The following is a 26,744-nucleotide window of genomic DNA, read 5'->3' as shown; positions in this document are numbered from 1 at the left end:
TTCTTTTTTCACCAGACGGGACGAGGGGCAGCGCAAGCCGGCTGGTTGCGACAAAGTATCGTGGTCACCCCCGATTGCCTTTACAATCGCGGCTGCGGGTTTTGTCCGAATATTCCGTGCCAGATCACGTTGGTGCGCCATCTTTTCTTCATAACGCAGGGTCTCCTGATGACACGTTTCTGGATTGCCGTGACTTTGTCCTGTCTCTCCGCTTGGGGGCATGCTGCGGATGCGCTTCATCTCTACAACTGGAACAATTACATTGCACCACAGACCATCAAGCGTTTTGAAGAGTATTGCAAGTGCAAGGTGATACAGGATTTCTACGCAGGTATGGACGAGATGCAGGCAAAACTGACCGCTCGTGGGCCGGTTTATGATGTGTTGGTACCTAGTGATTTTGTGCTGCCAGAGTTGATCCGCAAAGGCTATTTGCAAGCATTGGATCGCAAACAGGTTCGTCACTTTGCCAATTTTTCCCCTACCTATCTGGGGCGTCCGTTTGATCCAAGCAATCGCTATTCGGTGCCGTATTCCTACACGACAACTGTGATTGGTTATAACGAGACGAAACTGGCCGAATTGGGGATTCAGGTGGATTCGTGGGCGGTGGTATTTGAACCGCAGAAGCTTGAACCGCTGAAGGGCAAGGTATCGGTGCTGGATGATTCCCGCGAAGTATTCAGTGCTGCCTTGCATTACCTGGGCTACCCGGCCAATTCGGACGATGAACGTCACTGGCGCGAGGCGCAACGATTGATTCAACGTGCCAAACCCTATTGGGCAGGGTTTGACTCCTACAACTACGCCAATCGGTTGGCGAATGGGAAAGTCTGGCTGGCCTTGGGGTATTCCAATGATTTCTTTCTTGCAGACCAGCAGACCGGCCAGGAGGGTGCACGTATCCGTGCCATTCTACCAAAAGAGGGGGCCAGTTGGGCCATGGACAGCATGGTGATTCTTAAGGATGCACCGCGACCGGATCTGGCCTATAAGTTCATCAACTTCATGCTGGATGGCCGCAATAGTGCCGAGCTGACCAACCTGGTGGGGGCTGGTAATCCCAATCGTGCGGCTTTGCCATATATCGCACCAGAACTTCAGCGCAACGTTGTGATCTTTCCAGATAAGTCGGCTTCCGGTAAGCTCGAAGCCATGATGCCGCTGGATGCGCGTACGCGCCGTTTGATGGCGACTTTGTGGGCTGAAGTGGTCTCGCGTTGAGATGCCACTCAGCAATGGCAATCTGTATGGAATGATCGCGGTACCAGCTGGTTCTGGTTGCGGTACTGCGATCTGCAATGAAGCCCGTTTTCATGCCCTGGCAAACGCCAATAGCGCTACTGGCCCGCGAGGCGCCGCGTTCATACCTCTCTCGCCACTTCTCGTGGATTTACGCTCTGATCATTTTATTGGTCAGCTTGTACCCTTTTTCTGCTTGGCGTTGGCCTAGTACGCCGTTGTGGGCGTTTCTGGGCTACCCCACCCCCTATTATCAGTCGCGTATTGATGACATTCTGAATGTGCTGGCCTATGTGCCACTGGGGGGAGCATTGTTCAGCCTGTTCCGGCCACGTCTGGCCGGAATGGGCGCTTTTTTATTGGCAGTGCTGCTGAGTGCCACATTGAGCTTCAGTGTGGAATCGGTACAAATGTTTCTACCCAATCGGGTGCCTTCCAATCTGGACATTTTTCATAACACATTGGGTGGTGTAATCGGTGCTTGGTTTGCTTGGGGGATTGGTTCAAGGACAATCGTCCGACGTTTGAATCTGCTCCGCCATCACTGGTTTGTCGGAGGCGGTTGGGCTGATTTTGGCTTGGTTCTATTGATCAGCTGGTTCATTACCCAACTTGATCCGGCGATCCCGTTGTTTGGAGTCGTGTTCCGACCGGGTGGCTTGCCACAGCCCTTCCAATCGCCCCTGCAGGACCCCAGCTTGTTCCTGCAATTGCTGGAAGCCAGTGACGCCATGTTCAATTTGCTGATAGTAGGGCTGATGGTGTCGCTACTGGTGCAGCATCGACGTTTCTGGCTGGTGGCCATGCTGTTGATCGTATCGATTGCATTGGTGATCAAACTGGCCATGGCCGGTATGTTGTTGAAGCCGTTTGCGCTATTTCAATGGTTGAACTGGCGAACCGTCAGCGGCCTGCTGGCTGCCATGGTGTTATTGCCCTTGTTGTTGAAATTGGCGATGGCTCCACGTGCGCTGACCTGCTTTATTGCCATTCTGACCAGCTTGCTGGTGGATTGGTTGTGGCCGCTGAAAGCCAGTGCGGGTGCTGCACTGGCCCTGTTCCGTCGACCTAACGTGCAATTGGCCAATTTTAATGGTATGTCACACGCCATGGCGGATCTGTGGCCATGGTTGATGTTGGTGTTCCTGCTCGGTTTTGCCTTACAGCAATCGCGTCAAAGTCGCAACAGTTGGTTGTAATCCCTTGCTTGAACTGATCTGTGCCCCGTCTTGTGGAGGCTAGTCTTCTGCAACGTTCACCTGCAGGGCGACATCCGGATTGATGAAGCGTTCACCGGCCAACAGTTGGTCGAACATTGCCGGGTTGCCCCATTCTTGTTTGACTTGTTCTGAGAATAAGATGTCGGACAGTTTGATTTCACCCATTCGCAAGTTATAGGCATCATCTCGAAAGGCTTGTGCATAGCCGGTTTCGGTTTCGTGCACAATGACGGAATGCAGTTTGACATCGTCCGGTTCACCATTCCGCATAACAGTGTTTTGCATGATGGCATCAACCAGCACAAAGAACAGGCGTGAAAACTGTTCGGCAGAAGGAGACACCGGAATGCCGATCCAACGGGCCGAGAATTGTTTGCAGTAATTGATGTAGACCGGATCATCCTTATCCCAAAAGGCGATGGCATGATCGAATGCATCAATCACATCGCGAATCGTACCTTTCATCAGGCCAAAGTCATACACCATTTGCCCATTGTCCAGCGCGTGGGCTTCCAGCAACAACTCAACCTTGTAACTGTGGCCGTGGATGGAGCGACGGCAACGGTCTGAGGTGCAGTTGCGGACGATGTGGGCATTCTCGAACTTGAATAATTTGCGAATCAACATATGCATTTCTTTCTGGAGCGTGCTGAATTTTTACCACTATTTGATGGGACGTACCACCGATAACCGACTCAAATCGGTGATGCGGCTGATACGCCAGTCGATGCCTGCTGGGCGACGACAGGATCGCGTCAGCCAGATGGTTTGCATACCTAGCCGTTTTGCCGTACGCAAATTGACCAACGAGTCTTCGACCATGATGCAGTCTACGGGACGAAGTTGGTGCCGCTGTAGTGCCCGCCTGAATGCCAGCGGGTCTGGTTTGGCTAGATAACCGACGTGTTCGGTGGCAATCAGATCGTCGAATAAATGGGCAATGCCCAGGCTGCTGATGACTGTGACGGCGTAACTGGCAGGGCCGTTGGTAAACAACAGTTTTCGGCCTGGCAGGTGGGCTAAGGTGTGATGCAACTTGGCGTCGGCAACCAGCATGGCTGGCAGATTGTCGAATTGATGGGTGTGGTACAGGAAGTGGTCGGGATGCGTACCATGATGGCGAATCAGGCCATGCAAAGTGGCACCATAGCGACGCCAGTAATGTTGTCGCAGGTGGTTGGCTTCGTGCTCGTCAAGTTGCAGCTCCTGCATCATGTACAGCGTCATCGCACGATTGATGGCAGGGAAGACATGTACGTCAGCATTATGTAACGTGTTATCGAGATCAAAGATCCAGATCGGTCTGCGAAGCAATACAGTACTCCTGAACAAAAACGGCCCGCTGGGCGGGCCGTTTGCGGGCTAGGTCGAGGTTATTGATAGATGTAATGGGCCAATTGCTGGATGACGAATTCCTGCTCGGCGATTTGTGCGCGCACCAAGTCAGTGATCGACAATACACCCAGTACCGTTTCGCCATCGGCTACTGGTAAGTGCCGAAAGCGTTTTTCCGACATGATGGCCATGCAATCCTCGATTGTACTATCCGGTTTGGCACACAACACCTTGGTGGTCATGATGTCGCGAATCGGAGTTGAGGCGGATGCCTTGCCTTGCAGTACGACTTTGCGAGCATAGTCGCGTTCTGAAAAAATCCCGACCAGCTTGTCACCTTCCATCACCAGCAGGGCGCCGATGTCTTTTTCCGCCATCAACTGCAACGCGTTGTAGACGGTTGCATCCGGTGTAACCGAGAAAATACCCTGGCGCGGCTTTTCTTGCAGCAACTGGCGTGCTGTTTTCATCGTTTCAATCTCCTCTGGATCGCACACATTCCTACACAGTTTATAGCGCATCCCTACCCGGCATCCGTCTGAATCAGACGATTGGCAGTGTCGGCTCGGCACGAATCAACGTTCCCACGCCGGCATCGGTCAGAATCTCCAACAGCAGCGCATGTTCCACGCGACCATCAATGATCTGCACTGTATTCACCCCGTTACGTACCGCATCCAGGCATGAAGCCAGTTTGGGTAGCATGCCACCGGAGATGGTACCGTCTTTCACCAATGCATGAATCTTGCTCTCGGTCAGGCCGGTCAGCAAGTTACCTTGCTTGTCCAGTACACCTGGCGTGTTGGTCAGCAACACCAGCTTCTCGGCCTTCAGGGTTTCGGCCAGCTTGCCCGCAACCAAATCCGCGTTGATGTTGTAAGCCTCGCCATTTTCGCCGACGCCAATCGGTGCAATGACCGGTATGAAATCGCGGGTATCCAGCAGCGCAACCAATTCAGGGTCGATACGGGTAACTTCGCCTACCTGCCCGATATCGATCTGCTCGTCGCTGTCGTCTTGCTTCAGAAACATCTTTTTGGCGTGGATGAAGCCACCATCCTTGCCGGTCAGACCCACTGCACGGCCACCGTGCTGATTGATCAAGTTGACGATTTCTTTGTTGACCAAGCCGCCCAGTACCATTTCGACGATATCCATGGTTTCGCGGTCAGTGACGCGCATACCTTGGATGAATTCACCCTGTTTGCCAACACGGGTCAACAAATCGTTGATTTGAGGGCCACCGCCATGCACGACCACTGGGTTCATGCCTACCAGTTTGAGCATGACCACATCCTGAGCAAAACAGTTCTTCAGATGCTCGTCAGTCATGGCGTTGCCGCCATACTTGATCACGATGGTCTTATCGTAAAAACGTCGAATGTATGGCATCGCTTCGATCAGGATCGACGCTTTATCACGGGCGGAAATGGGGCTGATGGTCATGGACACAAACCTTCCAGAATGAGGATGGGTTGAAACAGAATACCGAGTTGCACAATGCTGACCGTTGTCAGCATGGCATCTCAACAACATTTTACATCGGTCCGCCACCGCTGACGGACTGCACCTGCATTTTCGGCGGAAAAATATACAAGATCTTTATACCGACTTTTTTATATTCGGGTTGATGACGCAACGCGTGTCTGTAATTGGTGATACGCGAATGTTGACGTAATGGGCCTTGCAGACGATACGTGTTGATCGGAGGATGAAAATGGATGTGCTGTATGTGGGTCTTGTTGTCTTGTTTACACTGGCAACATTTGGCCTGGTCGGTGGAGTGGTACGGCTGGGGGGCGGATCATGACCTGGATGTATTGGTTGGCTGGTGGCATGGTGGCGGTATTGGCCATTTATCTTTTTGTGGCATTGCTGAGGCCGGAGAAGTTCTAAATGACGCAGACTGCAATTATTCAAATTGGCGTGTTCGCCTTGTTGTTGTGCCTGTTGGCGAAGCCTGTCGGGATTTGGCTGGCCACGGTCATGGAAGGTCAGGATGCCTGGTACGTGAAACCACTGCGCCCGTTGGAGCATATTCTGTTGCGCTTGGCGGGTGTTGACTCACAAGTCGAAACAGGCTGGAAGGCGTATGCCGTGGCGGTGCTGTTGTTCAATGTACTGGGTGTTGTGTTTTTGTACGGGCTGCAGCGTTTGCAAGGCCTACTGCCCATCAATCCTCAGCAATTTAGTGGTGTGCCACCTGATTTGGCCTTCAATACTGCCATCAGCTTCGTTACCAACACGAACTGGCAAGCATATGGTGGCGAAACCACCATGAGCTATTTCACCCAGATGCTGGGCCTGGCGGTGCAGAATTTCCTGTCCGCGGCAACAGGTATTGCAGTGGTGATTGCGTTGATTCGGGGTTTTGCCCGTAAATCAGCCCAGACTATTGGCAATTTTTGGGTGGACGTGACCCGTATCACGGTACATGTGCTGTTGCCCTTGTCGATGCTGCTGGCTGTAGCACTGATGGGGCAGGGCGTCGTGCAGAATTTCTCGGCGTATCAGGACGTGGCAACGGTTGAGCCTGTGACCTGGCAACAAGCCAAGCTAGACCATACTGGTCAGCCCGTGCTGGATGAGCAAGGGAAGCCAGTCATGGAAAAAATCACCCAGCAGAAACAACCGTTGGCCATGGGGCCTGTTGCATCGCAGGAAGCGATCAAGATGCTAGGCACCAACGGTGGCGGCTTCTTTAATGCCAACTCGGCTCATCCATTCGAAAACCCCACCCCGCTGACCAACCTGCTGGAAATGCTGGCGATCTTCATTATCCCGGCTGGGCTTTGCTACACCTTTGGTGTGATGGTGGGTGATCGGCGCCAAGGTTGGGCGATCTATGCTGCAATGGGTGTGATGTTCCTGTTTTTCGCCGGTGTCACGACCTATTTTGAGCAAGCGGGTAATCCATTGTTTGATAAGGCTGGCGTAGATCAGCATGCATCGTCCTTGCAAGCCGGCGGCAATATGGAGGGCAAGGAAGCCCGTTTCGGGATTGCGGCGTCCAGTCTGTTTGTCACAGTCACAACGGCAGCATCGTGTGGTGCGGTGAACAGCATGCACGATTCGCTGACCCCGATGGGTGGTTTGGTACCGATGTGGCTGATGCAACTGGGTGAAGTTGTGTTCGGTGGCGTGGGCTCGGGCCTGTATACGATGCTGATCTATGCCTTGTTGGCGGTGTTCATCGCGGGCTTGATGATTGGACGCACGCCGGAATACCTAGGCAAGAAGATTGAAGCATTCGATATCAAGATGTCGTCAATCATCATTCTGGTCACCCCGATTCTGGTACTGGGTGGCACCGCCATCGCCGTGATGGTGGAGCCAGGCAAGGCGGGTATCTTCAATCCGGGTGCGCATGGCTTCAGCGAAGTGCTGTATGCCTTCAGTTCCGCAGCCAACAACAACGGTAGCGCGTTTGCCGGCCTGGGGGTCAATTCACCGTTCTACAACATCATGCTGGCTGCGGCCATGTTCTTTGGCCGCTTCTGGATCATCGTGCCAGTCCTGGCCATTGCGGGTAACCTGGCGGCGAAAAAACGGATCGAGGCGGGCGTTGGTACCATGCCAACCCACGGGCCATTGTTCATTGCCATGCTGATTGGCACGGTGCTGTTGGTCGGGGCTTTGACCTATGTCCCTGCCTTAGCTCTGGGCCCGGTGGTGGAACACCTGCAGATGCTGTCGTTGAAGTAAGCAGAGAATTCGGAGCAAATCAATGAGTAAGCAGCAATCGCTGTCGATGTTTGACCCATCACTGGTCAAACCGGCCATCGTCGATGCCTTCAAGAAGATGGCGCCGCGTACGCAGATGAAAAACCCAGTGATGTTCGTGGTGTATTTGGGGAGCATGCTGACCACCATCCTGTTTATCCAAGCCCTGGTCGGGCAAGCAGAAGCACCAGCTGGCTTTATTCTGGCCATCGCGTTGTGGCTTTGGTTTACAGTGTTGTTTGCCAATTTTGCCGAAGCACTGGCAGAGGGCCGTAGCAAGGCTCAGGCGGCCAGCTTGCGATCAGCCAAGAAAAATGTGGTGGCGCACAAGTTGTCCGAGCCACGTCGTGAAGGGCATATCACGGTGATTGATTCGGCCAGCTTGCGCAAGGGTGATTTTGTGCTGGTGCAGGCAGGTGAGGTGATTCCAGCCGATGGTGAAGTGCTGGAAGGCGTGGCGTCGGTGGACGAAAGTGCGATTACCGGCGAATCGGCGCCGGTCATTCGCGAAGCAGGTGGCGATTTCAGCGCGGTCACCGGCGGCACGCGCGTATTGTCAGACTGGATTGTCGTCAAAGTCACGGTCAATCCCGGTGAGACATTCTTGGACCGCATGATTGCCATGGTGGAAGGTGCAAAACGTCAGAAAACACCCAATGAGATAGCTCTGACCATTCTGTTGGTTGCGCTGACGTTGGTGTTTCTGTTGGCAACCGTGACCTTACTACCGTATTCGCTGTTCAGCGTTGAAATGGCTAAGGCCGGTCAGCCGGTATCAGTTACGGTCTTGGTTGCGTTGTTGGTTTGCCTGATCCCGACCACCATCGGTGGTTTGCTTTCAGCCATTGGTGTGGCGGGAATGAGCCGGATGATGCGGGCCAATGTCATCGCGACCTCTGGCCGGGCCGTGGAAGCCGCGGGGGACGTGGACGTGTTGTTGCTGGACAAGACTGGCACCATCACGCTCGGTAACCGGCAGGCATCGGCTTTTTTGCCGGCGCCCGGGGTGAACGAAAAAGACCTGGCCAACGCAGCCCAGATGGCATCGCTGGCAGATGAAACACCGGAAGGGCGCAGTATCGTGATATTGGCCAAGCAGCGTTTCCAGATTCGTGAACACGATATGGGGCAGCTCCAGGCACACTTTGTACCGTTTTCAGCCCAGACCCGCATGAGCGGCGTGGATATGGCCGGCATGGAAATCCGCAAAGGTGCGGTGGATGCAATCCGTAAATATGCCAAGGAAAAATCAGTCACCTTCCCGGCTGCGGTCGAGCGATCTGTTGAAGAAGTGGCCCGCCGCGGCAGTACGCCACTTGTAGTGGCGGATTCCAACCGGGTGCTGGGGGTGGTAGAACTGAAAGACGTGGTCAAGGGTGGCATCAAGGAACGTTTTGCAGAGTTGCGCCGGATGGGTATCAAGACGGTGATGATCACTGGTGACAACCACCTGACTGCTGCTGCCATTGCTGCCGAAGCTGGGGTGGATGACTTTCTGGCGGAAGCCACACCGGAAGCCAAGCTCAAGCTGATTCGCGAGCATCAGGCTGGTGGGCAATTGGTTGCAATGACCGGTGATGGTACCAACGATGCACCGGCGCTGGCTCAGGCCGATGTGGCGGTTGCCATGAATACTGGCACGCAGGCTGCCAAAGAGGCCGGTAATATGGTCGATCTGGATTCCAATCCGACCAAACTGATCGAAATCGTCGAAATCGGCAAACAAATGTTGATGACACGCGGTGCGTTGACGACCTTCAGTGTGGCCAACGATATTGCCAAGTATTTTGCAATCATTCCGGCGCTGTTTGCGACCACTTACCCGGCATTGAAGGTGTTGGACGTGATGCGCTTGACCAGCCCGTCCTCAGCCATTCTGTCCGCAGTGATCTTCAATGCGTTGATCATCATTGCGCTGATCCCACTGGCACTGAAAGGTGTTCGTTATCGGGCGGTCGGTGCTGCAGCGCTACTGCGTCGGAACATGTTGGTGTACGGCTTGGGTGGGATCATATTGCCGTTCATTGGCATCAAGTTGATCGATATGGCGCTGGCTGCGCTGAACCTGGTTTGAACGAGGTAACCCATGAACAAAATGATTCGTCCTCTATTGATGACCTTTGCGGGCCTGACCTTGTTGACTGGGGTGGCGTATCCGCTGCTGACCACGGGGCTGGGCAAGTTGTTGTTTCCTAGCCAAGTGGAGGGCAGCTTGATCTATCGTGATGGTAAGCCGGTCGGCTCCAGTTTGATCGGGCAGCAGTTTACCGAGCCCAGATACTTCTGGGGCCGATTATCGGCCACCGCACCCATGCCCTACAATGGCGGGGCTTCTGGCGGTTCCAACCTAGGGCCCATCAACCCTGCGTTATCTGATGCGGTACAGGCCAGATTGACGGCTTTACAGGCAGCGGATCCGGACAACAAGTCCCCGGTACCAGTCGATCTCGTCACTGCCTCTGCCAGCGGGTTGGACCCGCATATCAGTGTGGCGGCAGCACTGTATCAACTCAATCGTGTGGCGCGTGTTCGCGGCCTGCCCGTTGACAAAGTGCGTGAGCAGATAGAAGCCAATACTGAGCAGCGTCAGTTGGGTGTCCTGGGTGAAGCGCGTGTCAACGTGTTGAAGTTGAATCTGGCGCTGGAGGCGTTGAAGTAAGCTGTCAGCTCAACTTGGGGCCTTGGACCTGTAGGTATGCTGAGTATGGCATCCGCAGTGTCTAAGGTCTTCTGCATGGTGACGTTTTATGTAGTTTCAAATTCATTTCAATCAATTAAGAATCTACTCTGCATGATCGATATCCGCCCAGACCCAGATCAGTTACTGGACAAAATCCGCCAGGAAGAAGCCAAACAGCAACGCGGCAAGCTCAAGATCTTCTTTGGGGCTTCTGCTGGTGTCGGGAAAACCTACACCATGCTGGCAGCAGCACAAACATTGCGGCAATCGGGTGTGGATGTGGTGGTGGGTGTGGTGGAGACTCACGGCCGCACTGAAACTGCCAATATGCTTACAGGCATGGAGGTATTGCCACGCAAGCAGATCGACTACCGTGGGCATACCTTGTCGGAATTCGATATCGACGCAGCCCTGGTTCGCAACCCGCAAGTCATCCTGGTGGATGAGTTGGCGCATTCCAATCTGGCCGGTTCAAGACACCCGAAGCGTTGGCAGGATGTGGAAGAATTGCTGGCGGCGGGGATCGATGTGTATACCTCGCTGAATGTACAGCACCTGGAAAGTTTGAATGATGTGGTCGGGCAGATCACCCAGATTCGGGTTTATGAAACGTTGCCTGATAAGGTGTTCGATCAGGCCGATGAAATCCTGTTGGTCGATTTACCCGCCGAAGAGCTGTTACAGCGCCTGAAAGAGGGCAAAGTCTATTTGCCTGATCAGGCGGATAGGGCGGTGAAGCATTTCTTTCGTAAAGGCAATCTGATCGCATTGCGGGAACTGGCATTGCGACGTACGGCCGACCGTGTCGATACTCAGATGCGGGAATATCGCGCTGATCAGTCCATTCATCGTGTCTGGCAGGCGAAGGAACGTTTATTGGTTTGCCTGGGGCCGGATGATGGGGCTGCAGTGGTGCGTGCCGCAGCTAGATTGGCGGCCAACCTGCGTGCAGACTGGATTGCTGTATATGTTGAAACTCCGGGCTGGCAACGTTTGGCGGATATTCGACGACAGGCGATCTTTGACAATCTTCGGCTGGCGCAGCAGCTGGGCGCTGAAACGCAGACCCTGGCAGGCTCGGCTTTGACTGATACCTTGCTGAACTACGCACGTAGTCGGAACGTCTCCAAACTGGTGGTGGGACAGGCTCGCCAATCGGGTTTGCACAAGTGGCTTCGCCGCCGTGTACTGGATACCCTACTGGCCCGAGTTCGTGACATGGATGTCTATGTGGTGTCGGAGCAGGATGAGACGACACCACGTTCCGGTCACGAACCGGTAATACAGTTGTTGGCCGATGGCGAAACCATCGGAGCCCAACGTCGTGGCATGGGCTGGGCCTTGGCGCTGATCATGCTGATCACGTTGGCTTGTATTGCTCTGGTCAAGTATGTGGATTTGGTCAATGTAGTGATGATCTACCTACTGGGCGTGGTGGCCATCGCCGCCCGCTTCGGTCGTTGGCCTGGGGTGCTGGCCTCCTTGCTATCGGTTTTGGCTTTTGATTTCTTTCTCATCCCACCGCGTTTATCGTTTGCTGTCAGCGATACCCAATACCTGCTGACTTTCGGTGTCATGCTGATTGTCGCGCTGACTATCAGCAATTTGATGGCGGGTATTCGTTTCCAGGCCCATATCGCACGCTACCGTGAGCAACGGGTAGCTTCGTTGTATGACCTGTCCAAAGAGCTGGCGAGTGCGTTGACCTATGATCGGATCCTGGAGATCAGTTTGGAAGCGGTCGAGGCTGTGTTCAAGGTACGGGCGGCAATTTTGTTGCCGGATAGCCACGAAGCCGTGCGTCAGCCGGTATTGGATACACGACGTAACTGGCCAGAAATTGACCTGGGGGTTGCACAATGGACTTATGACCATCAACAAGCTGCCGGACTTGGGACGGACACCTTGCCTGCCTGCGCATCAAAATATTTACCGTTACGAGCTCCCATGCGTACCCGTGGCGTGTTGGTGATTCAGTCGCCTGCATTGAAGCAGATGTTGCAGCCTGAACAACAACGCCTGCTGGAAACCTTTGCTGCACAGATCGCGTTAGCCATTGAACGGGTCCACTATGTTGAAGTGGCGCAGGATGCCTTGGTATCCATGGAGTCAGAACGGCTACGAAATTCCCTGCTGTCTGCAATTTCGCACGATTTGCGTACGCCGTTGACTGTAATTGTTGGCCTAGCCAGTTCTTTGCAGGGGCAAAACGCCAACCTTGAGGTAGCCCAACGGGTAGCACGGGATATTGAAGATGAAGCGTTGAAGATGACTGGCTTGGTATCCAACCTGTTGGAAATGGCAAGGTTTCAGTCAGGGAATGTGCAATTGCACAAGCAGTGGCAGATGATTGAGGAAGTGATTGGCAGTGCGTTGCGCGTTTGCCATCGGCAATTACTGAATCACGTGGTGCAAACCAGTTTGCCGCGGGATCTACCCCTGGTGGAAGTAGATGCGGTCCTGCTGGAGCGGGTGCTATGCAATCTACTGGAAAATGCCGCGAAATATACCCCAGCTGGCTCCACTATACGGTTGGAGGGCCGGCAGGACGACCATGAGTTGGTGCTATCGGTTCTGGATAACGGGCCAGGTTTGCCAAATGGGGCGGAAATGAAGTTGTTTGAGAAATTCCGACGAGGTGAGCATGAAACCTCAACCCTTGGGGTCGGATTGGGATTGGCCATTTGCAAGGCTATTGTGGAGATCCATCAAGGGCGGATCTGGGCTGAAAATCGTGCAGAAGGCGGGGCAGTGTTCCATATTGCGCTACCATTGGGGACCCCGCCTGACATGCCAGAAGAAGACTCAGTCAATGCGTAATCATATTGTGGTGATCGAAGATGAAAAGCAGATCGCCCAGTTCATTGCAGATTCACTGGCAGTGGAAGGCTTTGACGTTTATACCGCACAGTCCGGCAAAGTGGGGCTGATCGAATGTGGCACCCGCAAGCCGGATCTGGTGATTTTGGACTTAGGATTACCAGATATCGATGGGGTGGAAGTGATCGGCAAGTTGCGTGGCTGGAGTGCGATCCCCATTATCGTATTGTCGGCCAGGTCGATGGAAGCCAGTAAGGTGGCGGCGCTGGATGCCGGTGCAGACGATTACCTGACCAAACCATTCAGTGTTGCGGAACTGCTGGCCCGGGTGCGTGCCCACCTGCGACGTTACCTGATTGCACCAGATCGGCCTGATGGGATGATCCGGTTCGGTGATGTGGAAGTCAATCTGGAAGCGCGCCGCATTCTCAAGGCTGGGCAGGAAGTCCGGCTGACTCCGATCGAGTTCCGTCTGCTCACCGCCTTGGTGCGTCATGCTGGCAAGGTAGTTACCCACCGCCAGCTATTGGGCGAGGTATGGGGGCCAAACCATACCGAGCATGGCCATTACCTGCGTATCTACATGGGTCATTTGCGCCAGAAACTGGAGGATGACCCGGCGCAACCACATTACATTCTTACGGAAGTAGGCATTGGCTATCGTTTTATCCGCGATTAAGGCGATGGTTCTGCCGTGGTTGGTAATCCTGGCGAAGGGACGGCAGGTAAAGCCTTGAGGACCTGTTCCGCAAGAGACTGATACCCAGCCTGACCCAAGTGGGTGTCATTCGGTAAGTAGAAATCCCGTTGTTGTCGGCTTTGGTGCTGGAACAACGCGCCCAGATCCGGTGCGATGACATGACTGTGAGTCGCTAAGGCCTGCCAGATATTGACGTAAGGCCGTTCATTTTGCGTCCCATACCCTAGATAGACCGTAGATTTGTCAGGCACGACCAGCCATAACGGTTGCAGGTTCAATTGTCGAAGCTGTTGATCGATGGCGGTTACCTGCAAGGTACTGCTGAAACTGGGTTTCTCGAAATCTTCTTTGTAAAACAGGCTGTAACCACACTGTTGATGGCTGAACAATTTGCAGCCATTCATGGCGATCACCCGCGTATCGCCAAACTGCCGGTCACGAGTGGGAGCGAATCGTAGTTGCAACGTGTGCCACAGCGTTTGGTAGACCCAGCCCCAGCCCAGTGTAGGTGGTTGTAGTGGGATATGGAGAGCAACAGAAGCAGCCGGGTTGATGGTAGCTTGCTTGTGGCAGTGATTCTGCATGCGATTTTCAAATGCCCGTTCCACGCTTTGCAGAACAAGATACCGGCCTCTGAAGCCCGTTGTCCGAATTCGCCGCACCAAATAGTCTGCATAGCTGGTGTCATTTGGGCCGCAATATTGTAGATCGTCCCAATGCAGCATGGTCGTCGTGATGCCTTTGGCATGTAAATGGCGCTGCCAATCGTTGGTGATTGAAAATGAATCACCGATGATCAACATATCAGCTCGGTCGATAGGGGTGGGGGGACTCGTGTCAGGCACATTGTGAACTTGCGCCTGGATAGGCATGAAATCGGATTCCGGTAGATATCCGATGCGCGTCAGGTCTCCCTGCAACGGTTTGAACCAGTAACTTGCTGTCATCCCTACCAATGCCATGGTCAGCATGGCTGCCACAATGACCAAGCTGAACTGCTTTGGCTTGAGAGGAGAAATCAACAATCGCATTGTCTGAGCTCTCATCAGAACTGGAAATACAAGAATTCAGACGGACGATGCAGGTGGGTGAGCACCGCATAAGCCAGACCAATCAGCAGAGCAGCATGCAGCCCGCTAAGCCGCAGGTGCAACAAGCGTAGTAGCCCTTGCCGTTCTGTGGGGGGGCTTTGCACGATTTGTCGGGTGTTCGGCAGGCAGAACACAATCAACAATCCAAGTAAAATTGTATTGAAAGCCTGACTGGCGTTGAGGCCCGTCAGGGGCGTGACCCCCGTGAACTTTCCCCCTAGTGCCATCAGTGTAGAGCTGAGCCACCCCTCGCCCCACTGAGGTGCGAAGGCTACGCCGTGCAGACCGCTCATTCCTTCCAGCATGATGATTGCACTTTGAACCGAATCCGCACGGAAGAATACCCAGCCCACCACTACCGATGTAAAGGTCAGCAACCCGGCAGCCAATGTCCAGAAACGCCCACTGGGCGGGCGTTGCAGCTTGGCTTGCAGGGTACGCCAGGCGTGGTTGATCAACAGGTAGGCACCATGTAGCCCACCCCAGATGACAAAGGTCCAGCCTGCGCCGTGCCATAGTCCACCAAGCAGCATGGTAATCATCAGGTTCAGGTAACGACGTGCGTTGCCACTCTGGTTACCACCAAGTGGGATATACAGATAATCACGCAGGAAGCGTGACAGGGTCATGTGCCAACATCGCCAGAAATCGATGATGCTGGTGGACTTGTAAGGGGAGTTGAAATTGAGTGGTAACTGCACGTTGAAAAGTAGCGAAATTCCGATGGCCATGTCGGAATAGGCCGAGAAGTCGAAATACAACTGCAAGGTGTAAGCCAGCGCCCCGATCCAGGCCTCAAAAAACATCGGCTGATGGCCTTGCGACACGGCCTGGAATACTGGGATTGCATATTGTGCCAAGGCATCGGCGATCAGCACCTTCTTACCCAGTCCAAGCAGAAAAATAACCAAACCTGCCGCCATATTGTCCCAGTTCAACTTGCAGGTGGCGGGTTGGGCGAACTGGGGCATCATTTCTTTGTGATGCAACACCGGTCCGGCAATCAGATGGGGGAAATAGGTGATGAACAGCGTGTAATGCACCAAGCGGAATTCCTTGACCTTACCTTGGTAGGTATCGACCAGAAAGGCAATCTGCGTGAAGGTGTAAAAAGAGATTCCTAGCGGCAACAGCACTTCACCGATGGACAACCGTTCACCCATCACGGTCGCAAGATTTTCCACAAAGAAGTTGGCGTATTTGAAATAGGCCAATAAAGCGAGATCCACCGTGATGGCCAGCCCCAGCAGCCATTTCTGTTGCCGTTTATCTCGGGCCGCCCATAACGCAATCAGATAGCCGGCACCATAGTTGAAAGCAATTGATGCCAACAGCAGGCCAACAAAGCGTGCATCCCACCAGCCATAGAAAAAAAGTGAGGCTGTGGCCAGCCACCATGATGCCCACTGATGGCTATATCGCCCAGCCAAATAGAACCCCATCAAGACGATGGGCAGGTAGGCGAAGATAAACACATAGGAATTGAACAGCATCGATGCAAGGTGCGGTGGCAAAGGCGCAATTCTATCTTTTTTGCGGCGGCAAGCGCAGGGCGATGCGTCGTAGATCACGATCAGTTTGATGGAGTGGGGATATCTGATTGTTTTGCTGTACGAAGTGGCAGAGACAAAACGAGCGTTGAGGTGTGAGTGAAAATCCCATGTTTTAAATGATAACGCAGAGGATCATCCAATTGTTTGAAATGGAGATTTCAGCCATGCTGGCTGCTTGCAGCATGATGCGACATTGACATCACTTTACTTTATGAATACATTGCAAATTGAATTGCTAAATGGTTGTTCATTTATTTTTATGCGCGTAGGCGGATATGGTCAAAGAGCCAGCTGGCAGTCGCTGGTCTCGCCGTAAGCAAGCTAGACCAAGTGAAATCATTGATGCTGCGCTCGACCTGTTTGTTGAGCGCGGTTTTGCTGCGACTAAGATCGAAGACATTGCCAAACGTGCCGGCGTGACACGAGGTACACCCTATCTTTATTTTGCGAACAAGGAAGAGCTGTTCAAGGCTGTTATTCGGGAAGGCCTGCTACCGAGTATTGCAACCGGCGAAGCGTTGGTCCGTGATTTTGATGGCACCGGCGAGCAACTGTTGGAGGCCGTGATCCACTTCATGTGGGGGGCCATTGCCAAGACCAAGCTGGCAGGGATTGTCAAACTGGTGGTGGCAGAAGCAGGCAATTTTCCGGAAGTCGCAACCTATTACTATGACGAAGTTGTCTGCCGTGGGCAGAACTTGGTCATGAACGCGTTGCAATACGGTGTGGAGCGCGGCGAATTTCGCGCAATGGACATAGACTACACCATGCGGGTAGTTATCGCGCCGGTCATGATGGCCATGATCTGGCAGCATTCATTGGGGGCGTGTGTGAACGAGCCCTTTGATGAGCAGCGCTTTCTCGATAGCTACCTTGGCCTGCTCAGACGCGGGCTTTGCCACAGAATTGAATAGGCAAGGGAGATGGGCATGCATACAGGCAGTTTGTGGCCAGGTGTACTGATCGTGGCGGCGGTTGCCCTATCAGGTTGTGAGCAGGCACAGGAAAAACAGGAACAGGTGCGGCCGGTCAAAAGCATGGTTGTGCGAGTTGGTGCGGTGAACGAGGGCGCCAGCTATTCTGGAGAGGTTCGTGCACGCTATGAAACACCGCTAGGCTTTCGTGTGGGTGGCAAAATCAGTTCGCGCTTGGTACAAGTGGGTGACATGGTGACCGCAGGGCAGGTGTTGGCCCGGCTGGACCCACAAGACCTGCAGTTGGGCGTACAGGCAATGCGGGCGCAACTGGCTGCGGCCAAGGCGGATTTCGACAAGGCCAGATCGGATCTGGATCGATATGCGCATTTATTGGAACGTAAATTCATCAGCCCGGCTGAATTCGATCAGCGTCGTTTGCTGTTTGAAGCAGCCCGGTCCCGATACGATCAGGCCCATGCTCAATTCAACATCAATACCAATCAAGCTGGATATAGCGAACTGACCGCTGATAAGGATGGTGTTGTCACAGGGGTTGATGCTCAGGCTGGCCAGGTGGTGGCACCAGGGCAAAGTGTGATCCGTGTGGCGAGGTTGGATGAAAAGGAAGTCCGGGTCAGCGTACCGGAATCTCGTGTTGATGAGTTGAAGCAGGCTGACAAACTGACGATTACCCTTTGGGCGGACCCAACCAAGCAATATGAAGGCAAATTGCGTGAGCTGGCGCCAGACGCCGACCCGACCACACGAACCTATGCGGCCCGGGTTTCACTGCTCAACCCGGATGAATCTGTCAGGCTGGGCATGACTGCCAATGTGATGGTGGCACGGGCCGGTTCCGTGCAGGCGGTTCGCCTGCCGTTGTCAGCAGTGTTCCAACGAAGCAAACAGCCAATGGTGTGGGTCATCGACGAAAAAACGATGAAGGTCAAAGCCCAGCCGATTACCATCGGTAAGTACATCGATAACGACATTACTGTGACTGCCGGATTGCAAAATGGTGTGCGGGTGGTTACCGCAGGTGTCACGCTGTTGTTTGAGAATCAACCCGTCAAGTTGCTGCAAGAGGAGCGCTCGTGAAACAGCTCAACCTCTCAGAATGGGCGCTTAAGCATCAGGACCTGGTCAAATTTTTCATCATCGCTGTCGCCATCTCCGGCTTGTTGTCCTATTTCAAGCTGGGGCAAGCGGAAGACCCGGCTTTTACTTTTCGCGGGATGGTGATATCGGTTGTCTGGCCTGGGGCTTCTGCCCGTCAGATTGAAGAGCAGGTGACCGACAAGATTGAGCGTAAGCTGCAGGAAACGCCAGGGCTGGACTTCATTCAGAGCTTTTCCCAAGCTGGTCAATCGCAAATCTTCATCAACCTGCGTGATGATGTGGACCCGACCCGGGTGGCAGATGCGTGGTATCAGGTTCGCAAGAAAACCAACGATATTCGGCATACCCTGCCGGAAGGGGTGCTGGGACCATTTTTCAATGATGAATTCGGTGATACCTATGGCAACGTATATGCCTTTACTGGCAAGGGTTTCAGTTATGCAGAACTGAAAAGATATGTGGAAGATGCACGGGATGTCCTACTGAAAGTACCCGATGTCGCCAAAGTGAAGATCATTGGCGAGCAATCCGAAAAGATCTATGTGCAGATTTCACCCAGCAAGCTCTCTCAATTGGGAATCGACCCTCGGTTGATTATCCAGACCCTGCAAACGCAAAATGCCATGGCGCCAGCAGGGGATGTGCAAACCCATTCGGATCAAGTCTTCCTGCGGGTGACAGGCGATTTTCTGGATGAGGAGAGTATTCGTGATATTGGTGTATCGGCATTGGGGCGAACCTTCCGCCTTGGTGATATTGCCGAGGTCAAGCGAGGTTATGCCGATCCGCCAGAGCAACGGATGCGATATAACGGGCAAGCTGCCTTGGGGCTGGCGATTTCCATGCAGCGTGGTGGCAACATCATTGCATTGGGCAAGCATATTGACGATGGGCTGGCCGGGATCAAACGTAATCTGCCAATTGGTGTGGAGGTACATCGCGTTGCAGACCAACCTAAGGTAGTCAAGGAGTCAGTCAACGAATTTGTCACTACACTGATCGAAGCCATCGTGATTGTACTGGCGGTCAGTTTCTGGAGCCTGGGGTTGCGGTCCGGTACGGTGGTGGCAATTGCAATTCCACTGGTACTGGCCATGGTGTTCCTGACCATGGCAATACTGGGCATCGATTTACAGAAGATTTCGCTGGGTGCGTTGATCATCTCACTGGGCTTGCTGGTGGACGATGCGATCATTGCCGTCGAGATGATGGCATTGAAGATGGAGCAGGGCTGGGACCGCTTCAAGGCAGCAACCTATGCCTACACTTCCACGGCCATGCCGATGCTGACGGGGACGTTGATCACGGTAGCGGGCTTTTTGCCGGTGGGGTTGGCCAAGTCGGCTGCTGGTGAGTATACGTTCTCGATGTTTGCTGTGGTTGCGATTGCGCTGGTGGCATCATGGATTGTGGCGGTGTTGTTTACACCTTACATCGGCTTTCATCTGCTCAAGATCAAGCCTCAAAGCGAGCATGACGAACATGCTGTCTATCAAAAGCCGTTTTATGTGCGGTTCCGTGCATTGGTCACGTGGTGTGTCGATCATCGCAAGACTGTGATGCTGGCAACAGCGGGTTCGTTCGTGGCTGCAGTAGCGGGGTTTGGCTTCGTTCAACAGCAGTTCTTCCCGGATTCGACCCGACCTGAGATCGTAGTGGACATGTGGTTGAAGCAAGGGGCATCACACAAGGCGACAGAAAGCGAAGTAGCGCGGTTGGAGAAGATGCTGTCTGGCGATGCCGATATCGACAATTTCGCTACCTACATAGGTGCCCCGACGCCGCGTTTTGTACTGGTGCTGGATGAGCCTCCACCTGGTACGAACTATGCGCAGATCATTGTGACAGCCAAGGACGGTGCGGCACGCGAGCGTTTGATGGGCAAGATCGAGAACCTGTTTAATACGCACTTCCCGCTGATACTGGGCCATGCAACGCGTTTGCCGAATGGTCCGCCCGTGGGTTATCCGGTGCAGTTCCGTGTCTCCGGGCCGGATCTGATCCAGATTCGCAAGATTGCTGACGATGTGGCCAAGGTGGTGCGGGAGAATCCCCATACCCGCAATGTCAATCTCAACTGGAATGACATGACCAAGGCTTTGCGTCTGGAAATCGATCAGGACAAGGCAAGGGCACTTGGGGTGAACTCGCAACAGTTGGCCCAGACTCTGTACGCCATGCTCAATGGTATTCCGGTGACACAGCTGCGTGAAGGCGACAAGCAGGTGGATATTGTGTTGCGTGCCAAGTTTGAAACACCGGAAAGTGTCAGTGCGCTGAAAGACATCAATGTCTTTACCGGGAACAACCAGTATGTGCCGTTGTCGCAGATTGCGATATTGAAATATGAAGCCGAGGAGGGCGGAATCTGGCGACGTGATCGCGTACCTGTGATCAATGTGCGGGCTGATATCCCGGATCATGTGCAAGCACCGACTGTGACGGCGATGATTGATCCCAAACTTGAGGCGTTGCGCGCAAAATTGCCGCCAGGCTACGCCATTGCGGTGGGAGGAGCACAGGAATCCAGTTCGAAATCCCAGGCGTCAATCAATGCAGTGATGCCATTGACAGTCTTGTCTATTCTGACCTTGCTGATGTTGCAGCTGCAAAGCTTCTCACGCACAATGCTTGTCCTGTTGACAGCACCGTTGGGCATCATTGGGGTGACCATTTCCCTACTGGTGGCAGACAAGCCATTCGGTTTTGTGGCCATGCTGGGTGTGATCGCCTTGGCGGGAATGATCATGCGTAATTCAGTGATCTTGGTGGACCAGATCCAGCAGGACATCGCTGCTGGCCAACACCCGTGGACTGCTATCGTCGAATCAGCCGTGCGGCGTTTCCGACCGATCATGTTGACGGCTCTGGCAGCCATTCTTGGCATGATTCCGTTGTGGGGCAATACCTTCTGGGGGCCGATGGCCATTGCCATTACCGGTGGCCTGTTGGTAGCCACCTTGCTGACCTTGCTGTTCCTGCCGGCTTTGTATGCGGCATGGTTCAAGATTCAAAAGCCGGTGTAAGCATACCGGGGATTATTTGAGGATATACTGCATGACCCAATTGCCATTCAACAAGACCGCGCTGCTGTGCGGGTTGGCCTACCTGTTCACAGCATCGTCCGCTTGGTCCGGCGACCTGCTGTCAGCTTACCGCTATGCACTGAAATACGATTCACAATTGGCCGCAGCCCGTTACAGCATGGAGGCTGGCAAGGAAAAAGCTGTTCAGGGTCGCTCCCAGTTGCTGCCACAAGTGGGGGCTTCAGCCGAGGCTGGCCGAGCCTGGGTCCGTACCGAATTTGCGAATTCCGTGCCCGGTATGCCAGATACAGTCGACCGTAAAGGCAACAAGTACGATGCAGCCATCAGTGCGCAACAGCCAATTTACCGCGCCCAGAACCTGACGACCTATGAGCAGGGCAAGTTGGCTGCCCAATCAGCAGAGCTACAATATCGGTTGACTGAACAACAATTGATGTTGCGTGTAGCCAAGGCCTATTTTGATGTGTTGCAGGCACGCGATGCGGTAACGGTGGCAGCGTCTCAAAAAGAAGCATTCTCTGAACAATTGGCTCAGGCCAAGAAGCGGTTTCAGGTAGGGGTGGCCACTATTACCGATACCTATGAAGCACAAAGCCGTTATGATGCGACCAATGCTCAGGAAATTGCTGCCCGCAATGATCTGGAAGTCAAGACCAATGCGCTGCGCCAAATTACTGGTACCAGTCAGGATTGGATCGCGTCGCTTAATACCAAAATGAAACCCACACTGCCGGAGCCAAGAGATCTTAACAGCTGGCAGGATATGGCTACTAATGGTAATTTGGTATTACAAGCTCAGCAAATGGGTGAACAGGTCGCCAAGTACGAAGTGCAACGTAATCGTCAGGCCAATCTCCCTACGTTGGACTTGGTGGGCCGGGTCGGCAAGAACTGGGATGAGGTGGGTGCGCGCAATGGGGGGACAGATCAAACCCGTACCTACTCTGTAGGGTTACAGTTGAACGTGCCAATTTATGCCGGTGGTGGGTTGGACTCCAAAACGCGAGAAGCGGCAGCCAACTATGAGAAATCCAAGCAGGATGTGCTGACAACCCGGCGCAGTGTGGAACAGGACACCAAGTCTGCCTTCTTGGGTGTGACCAGTGGCGCAGCCCAGGTGCAGGCATTGGAACAGGCGCTGGTATCGGCCCAAAGCCAGCTGGATGCCACCAAGACCGGGCAGCAGGTAGGGGTGCGGACCAACGTAGATGTGCTGAATGCGCAACAACAGTACTACCAGACCTTGTCGAACCTGTTGCAGGCCCGCTATAACTATCTGCTGGCAAAGCTGAATCTGGCCTTCCAGGCGGGCAAACTGTCCGAGAGCGACCTGGAATCGGTCAACAAGTTGTTGGTCAAGAATTGATCGCCCGTTTGATGATAAAGAAAGCCCGGGCTTGCCCCGGGCTTTCTTTTGTTTGCAAGCTGTCGCAAGGTAAGACTGTACATACAACAAAAATCCGCAAAATTCTTCCGCATATGGTTTTTGAGCTATTCGGCAGCGGTTACCGCTATAACATAATAGATAATTCCTCGACCTGATGACTGTTATGGATCGTTTCAATCAACCAGGATTACGTGTCAATACGCTTGCAGCGGCTGCCAGCTTGTTGGTAGCGCTACTACTTTTCTTTGTTACAGATGTGTTTGCACTGCTTGAACAGTTGCTTTACACCACTGTCCAGTCTTGGAAGCCACTTGACGCAGGGATACCGGGTGACGTGGTTAAACCCAGCATTTGGGTGCTCCTGCTGGGGGCGCTACCGGTCGTGTTGTGGTGGCCAGTGTTGGAGCTTGGTCGCACGGTATTGATTGCGACCATCTCTATTGTGAGCTTGTTGGTACTGCAGGTAGTTGGGTGGATGACTGGTCAACTTTGGTTGCCGTTGATGGCTGCCATAATGATGTTGTTTCTGGGCTTAGTGTCACAAGTCATCTCACAATTCGCTTCACCTGAAGATCGTCAGAACCGCCAATTGTTGAAACAAGGGATTGCGCTTCAGGAGGAAGGGCAACTTGAACCAGCATTTGAATTGTTGCGGCAATGCCCGCTTGATCCCCCATTAATGGATCGGCTTTACCGGTTGGCACAGGCATTTGAAGTCCGTCAACAACTGATTATGGCGCGTAAAGTATTTGAGCACATTGCCAGCCACGATCCGGAATATCGAGACTTGCCGCGTCGTTTGGCTCGCCAGAAGCCAGCCATTACAATCCCGAAATCAATGCCTACTGTAAGCGCGACCCCGGTTTCTGCGCCAATATCCACACCATACGCCAGCCCAGTTGTAACGGCGATTCCCAGAGTGAGCCAGCTTGGGCGCTATCAGGTTGAACGTGAGCTTGGCAAAGGCTCTATGGGGATCGTTTTTCAAGGTCGAGATGCAGAGAATGGCCAAGTCGTTGCATTGAAAACCATGGCGTTATCTGACGAATTTGAAGCGTCAGATTTGACTGATGCACGTGCCCGTTTCTTCCGTGAGGCGGAAACTGCAGGGCGCCTCAAGCACCCTCACATTGTCGCTGTTTACGATACAGGTGAAGATCATGGCTTGGCCTACATTGCGATGGAATTTCTAAACGGGCATGATCTGAATCGCTACGCTTCGGCAAATACGTTGCTGCCTGTCGAACGCGTGCTGGAATACATTGCCGATGCCGCAGATGCACTTCACTATGCGCATAAGCAGAACATCATTCACCGCGATATCAAACCTGCGAATCTGATGTTGAACGAAGATGGCAAACTCAAGGTAACTGATTTCGGTATTGCTCGAATAACCGATTCCAGTCGAACCAGGACAGGCTTAGTATTGGGTTCGCCATCTTTCATGTCACCGGAACAACTGGCAGGCAAAAAGCTTGATGGACGGGCTGATATCTATTCGCTGGGGGTGACCCTATTTCAATTACTGACTGGAGAGCTACCATTCAAGGGTAAGTCGTTGGCCCAATTGATGGGGGCGATTGCCAACGAGATTCCTCCATTGATTACCGAATATCGCCAGGACATGCCAGTGCCCCTGGTCCGGTTGGTGGAGCGTTGTTTGGCTAAAACTCCCGATCTACGTTATGAAACTGCTGCTGACATGGCCGAAGCGTTAAGAAACTGCAGGAACAAGATGATGAGGAAGGCATGACGCCCAAGCTGTCTCACGCGCTGGAGATGGTCTGTCGTTCCGATCCCGGCTTGGTCCGAGAGCGCAATGAAGACGCAGTAGCAATGGATCCAGACTGCGGCTTCGCCATTCTGGCTGATGGCATGGGTGGCTACAATGCAGGTGACGTTGCCTCTGGCATGACTGTCAATCTGATTTCGCAAGGATTGAGGCAAGCGCTATTGCATTATGAACCGCATCGGATTGACCCTGTTAATGGCCGGCCCAATGCGTTGACCATGTTGGAGAGCCAGATACAACTAGCCAATGCTGCGGTGTTCGAGGCTGCCCAAACCCAGTCACAATGCTCAGGTATGGGTACCACCCTGGTTACAGCACTGTTTTACGATAACAAGATGATGGTGGCACACATAGGCGACTCCCGGCTTTATCGCCTGCGAGCAACACATCTGGAACAGCTCACACGCGATCATTCATTGTTGCAAGAACAAATTGACGCAGGTTTGGTGCGGCAGGAAGATGCCCGATTCGTCGAATACAAAAACCTTGTCACCAAAGCCTTGGGAATTGAGGCGTACGCAGAGCCAGAATTCAACGAATTTCAGGTTGAAGTTGGTGATCTTTACATGCTTTGCTCTGATGGTCTGAATGATATGTTGGCGGATAGTGACATCTTGCATGTTTTGCAATCCAATCAATTGCAACTACACGATGCCGCCGATCATTTGATTGATGCTGCAAACGATGTCGGTGGTAGAGACAATGTCTCCGTTATCCTCATCCATATCAAAGCAGCGTTCCCTACCCACCCGCGCTGGATGCCCAAGTTGTTCTCCTGGTTGGGCAATCATCGCGGCCACTAGTGTAATGTTTCACTTTTCTTGAGACATAAAGGTGCGTCCATCACGCCGATTCTTCGTTACAAATCATCGCCATAGCTCGCTATGGTTGTGGTTTGCGCCTCGATTCGTCGCGAAATCCATCACTTTTATCAGTCGCAATCTACGTGAAACACGACACTGGCTCCCATTGTCGTAACAGGAAGGACACACTATGGGCCGCCTTATCGTCATGCGTAATGGCGAAACCTTACAAGAAATCGAACTCCGCCCGGGCCAGCTCACCATCGGCCGCCGTCCGGACAACGACCTGCGCCTGGATGACCCAACCGTCAGTGGCTACCACGCCAAAATCCAGACCATCGGCGCCGATTCGTTCCTGGAAGACCTCGATAGCACCAACGGCACCATTGCCAATGGCAAGGCCGTCAAAAAGCGTTATCTCGAAATTAACGACCGCCTCGAAATTGGCCGATATAACCTAGTATACAAAGCCGGCATCATCAGCAGCACTGGCCACACCACTCTACAAGCCCCCACACTGCTAAAAGCCACCCTGCAGGTCAACACTGGCGCCAACGCAGGCCGTACCATCGACCTCAGCAAAGAAAGCACCACTTTTGGTAAAGCAGGCTTGTGTATCGTTTCTGTAGTTCGAAATGTGACCGGATATGCACTATTGTTTGTAGAGGGAAGCAAACCTCCAATGCTGAACGGCCAACTTGTCAAACTTGGTGAATCGATCGGCTTACGTGATGGTGATGTCATTGAGATTGGTGAGGCAAAAATGCAGTTCAAGGAATTGGCCGCATGAAAAGTGACAAAAAATGTCACTTCCTGACGTGGTGGTGGTATCAATCTATATTCGAAAAACAGACTATACCAACGTAGAGAATGCTAATTTTCTTATGTATTTCATAACATGTTGATATTTATGGGAATAATATTTTGTGGTAAAGCTGGCATGTAATATGCTTATTGAATGACACGGAAACACACAATGTGTTTATCGTGTGGTCAACACACTGTTCTAAGGAGAAGTTTATGAAGCGCGTACAACAAGGTTTTACCCTGATTGAATTGATGATCGTCGTTGCGATCATCGGTATTCTGGCTGCTGTTGCGATCCCTGCTTATCAAGATTACACCAAGCGTTCGCATGTAGCTGAAGGTTTGGGTCTGGCTTCTGGCGCAAAAGCTTCGGTAACTGAGTTCTACAGCTCAAATGGTCGTTTCCCTGGCTCGAACGTTTCGGCAGGATTGGCATCTTCAGGTTCGATTAAAGGTAATGCAGTAAATAGCGTTGGCGTTGGTGCACAAGGTGTTATTACTGTTACCT

General features: G+C 53.1%; 22 protein-coding genes. 16 read left to right on the top strand and 6 right to left on the bottom strand.

From position 1 onward, the window contains the following. Window positions 1-168 precede the first annotated feature (168 nt). Together FFS57_RS06815 and FFS57_RS06810 are read left to right on the top strand one after the other, a co-directional pair. Window positions 169-1,224, top strand: coding sequence for a polyamine ABC transporter substrate-binding protein (locus tag FFS57_RS06815; protein WP_137937024.1), 1,056 nt, complete (start codon window positions 169-171; stop codon window positions 1,222-1,224). 92 nt (window positions 1,225-1,316) lie between these two features. Then, window positions 1,317-2,441 carry a VanZ family protein gene (locus FFS57_RS06810; RefSeq protein WP_171013696.1) on the top strand — a complete coding sequence of 375 codons (1,125 nt, stop codon included), beginning with the start codon at window positions 1,317-1,319 and terminating at the stop codon, window positions 2,439-2,441. Between the two features lie 39 nt (window positions 2,442-2,480). Here the strand turns inward: FFS57_RS06810 and FFS57_RS06805 are convergent, their stop codons facing one another. From FFS57_RS06805 to argB, 4 genes are all read right to left on the bottom strand, one after another. After that, window positions 2,481-3,089 (bottom strand): 6-pyruvoyl trahydropterin synthase family protein, encoded by a 609-nt coding sequence (locus FFS57_RS06805; RefSeq protein ID WP_137937022.1) that lies wholly within the window; start codon window positions 3,087-3,089, stop codon window positions 2,481-2,483. A gap of 36 nt (window positions 3,090-3,125) precedes the next feature. After that, window positions 3,126-3,776, bottom strand: a complete 651-nt coding sequence (locus FFS57_RS06800; protein ID WP_137937021.1) for a pyrimidine 5'-nucleotidase — start codon at window positions 3,774-3,776, stop codon at window positions 3,126-3,128. Window positions 3,777-3,835: 59 nt separating this feature from the next. Continuing rightward, window positions 3,836-4,267, bottom strand: coding sequence for a CBS domain-containing protein (locus FFS57_RS06795; protein WP_137937020.1), 432 nt, complete (start codon window positions 4,265-4,267; stop codon window positions 3,836-3,838). A gap of 73 nt (window positions 4,268-4,340) precedes the next feature. After that, entirely contained in the window at window positions 4,341-5,243 is a 903-nt protein-coding gene (argB, locus tag FFS57_RS06790) for an acetylglutamate kinase (RefSeq protein ID WP_137937019.1), read from the bottom strand. Window positions 5,244-5,603: 360 nt separating this feature from the next. Between argB and kdpF the strand changes: the two genes are divergently transcribed. From kdpF to kdpE, 6 genes are all read left to right on the top strand, one after another. Continuing rightward, entirely contained in the window at window positions 5,604-5,693 is a 90-nt protein-coding gene (gene kdpF / locus FFS57_RS06780; protein ID WP_137937017.1) for a K(+)-transporting ATPase subunit F, read from the top strand. Then, on the top strand, window positions 5,694-7,502 hold the full coding sequence (gene kdpA / locus FFS57_RS06775) for a potassium-transporting ATPase subunit KdpA (RefSeq protein WP_137937016.1): 1,809 nt from the start codon (window positions 5,694-5,696) through the stop codon (window positions 7,500-7,502). It begins immediately after the preceding gene. 46 nt (window positions 7,503-7,548) lie between these two features. Continuing rightward, window positions 7,549-9,594 (top strand): potassium-transporting ATPase subunit KdpB, encoded by a 2,046-nt coding sequence (gene kdpB / locus FFS57_RS06770; protein WP_502705900.1) that lies wholly within the window; start codon window positions 7,549-7,551, stop codon window positions 9,592-9,594. A 12-nt stretch (window positions 9,595-9,606) separates the two neighbouring features. Continuing rightward, window positions 9,607-10,179, top strand: coding sequence for a potassium-transporting ATPase subunit KdpC (kdpC, locus tag FFS57_RS06765; protein WP_137937014.1), 573 nt, complete (start codon window positions 9,607-9,609; stop codon window positions 10,177-10,179). Between the two features lie 132 nt (window positions 10,180-10,311). Beyond that, window positions 10,312-13,020: a two-component system sensor histidine kinase KdpD gene (gene kdpD / locus FFS57_RS06760; RefSeq protein ID WP_137937013.1), complete on the top strand. Its 2,709-nt coding sequence runs from the start codon at window positions 10,312-10,314 to the stop codon at window positions 13,018-13,020. Beyond that, window positions 13,013-13,699 (top strand): two-component system response regulator KdpE, encoded by a 687-nt coding sequence (gene kdpE, locus FFS57_RS06755; protein ID WP_137937012.1) that lies wholly within the window; start codon window positions 13,013-13,015, stop codon window positions 13,697-13,699. The genes kdpD and kdpE overlap by 8 nt, the downstream gene beginning before the upstream one ends. Here the strand turns inward: kdpE and FFS57_RS06750 are convergent. Then, window positions 13,696-14,751: an alginate O-acetyltransferase AlgX-related protein gene (locus FFS57_RS06750; protein WP_171013692.1), complete on the bottom strand. Its 1,056-nt coding sequence runs from the start codon at window positions 14,749-14,751 to the stop codon at window positions 13,696-13,698. The two genes, kdpE and FFS57_RS06750, sit on opposite strands and share 4 nt — an antisense overlap. A gap of 14 nt (window positions 14,752-14,765) precedes the next feature. Further along, complete coding sequence (locus FFS57_RS06745) at window positions 14,766-16,325, bottom strand: MBOAT family O-acyltransferase (protein WP_349306717.1); 1,560 nt, start codon at window positions 16,323-16,325, stop codon at window positions 14,766-14,768. A gap of 314 nt (window positions 16,326-16,639) precedes the next feature. On the opposite strand from FFS57_RS06745, the gene FFS57_RS06740 reads away from it, so the two are divergent. The 8 genes from FFS57_RS06740 to FFS57_RS06705 all read left to right on the top strand — a co-directional run. Next, window positions 16,640-17,278 carry a TetR/AcrR family transcriptional regulator gene (locus tag FFS57_RS06740; protein ID WP_137937009.1) on the top strand — a complete coding sequence of 213 codons (639 nt, stop codon included), beginning with the start codon at window positions 16,640-16,642 and terminating at the stop codon, window positions 17,276-17,278. Between the two features lie 15 nt (window positions 17,279-17,293). Then, the gene (locus FFS57_RS06735) at window positions 17,294-18,379 is read left to right on the top strand and encodes an efflux RND transporter periplasmic adaptor subunit (RefSeq protein WP_171013690.1); all 1,086 of its coding nucleotides are present in this window, start codon (window positions 17,294-17,296) and stop codon (window positions 18,377-18,379) included. Continuing rightward, complete coding sequence (locus FFS57_RS06730) at window positions 18,376-21,426, top strand: efflux RND transporter permease subunit (protein ID WP_137937007.1); 3,051 nt, start codon at window positions 18,376-18,378, stop codon at window positions 21,424-21,426. Before FFS57_RS06735 ends, FFS57_RS06730 begins: the two co-directional genes overlap by 4 nt. Window positions 21,427-21,457: 31 nt before the next feature. Next, complete coding sequence (locus tag FFS57_RS06725; protein ID WP_171013688.1) at window positions 21,458-22,813, top strand: TolC family outer membrane protein; 1,356 nt, start codon at window positions 21,458-21,460, stop codon at window positions 22,811-22,813. 184 nt (window positions 22,814-22,997) lie between these two features. Next, complete coding sequence (locus FFS57_RS06720; protein ID WP_171013686.1) at window positions 22,998-24,587, top strand: serine/threonine-protein kinase; 1,590 nt, start codon at window positions 22,998-23,000, stop codon at window positions 24,585-24,587. Then, window positions 24,584-25,429, top strand: a complete 846-nt coding sequence (locus tag FFS57_RS06715) for a Stp1/IreP family PP2C-type Ser/Thr phosphatase (RefSeq protein WP_249383923.1) — start codon at window positions 24,584-24,586, stop codon at window positions 25,427-25,429. The genes FFS57_RS06720 and FFS57_RS06715 overlap by 4 nt, the downstream gene beginning before the upstream one ends. Window positions 25,430-25,619: 190 nt before the next feature. After that, a complete protein-coding gene (locus tag FFS57_RS06710; protein ID WP_137937004.1) occupies window positions 25,620-26,219 on the top strand; it encodes an FHA domain-containing protein in 600 nt (199 codons plus the stop codon). A 230-nt stretch (window positions 26,220-26,449) separates the two neighbouring features. Next, on the top strand, window positions 26,450-26,744 hold a 295-nt coding region (locus FFS57_RS06705), incomplete at its 3' end, for a pilin (RefSeq protein WP_137937003.1).

The sequence above is a fragment of the Chitinivorax sp. B genome (assembly GCF_005503445.1).
GTDB lineage: Bacteria > Pseudomonadota > Gammaproteobacteria > Burkholderiales > SCOH01 > Chitinivorax.
This window is presented reverse-complemented; position numbering and strand designations above follow the sequence as displayed.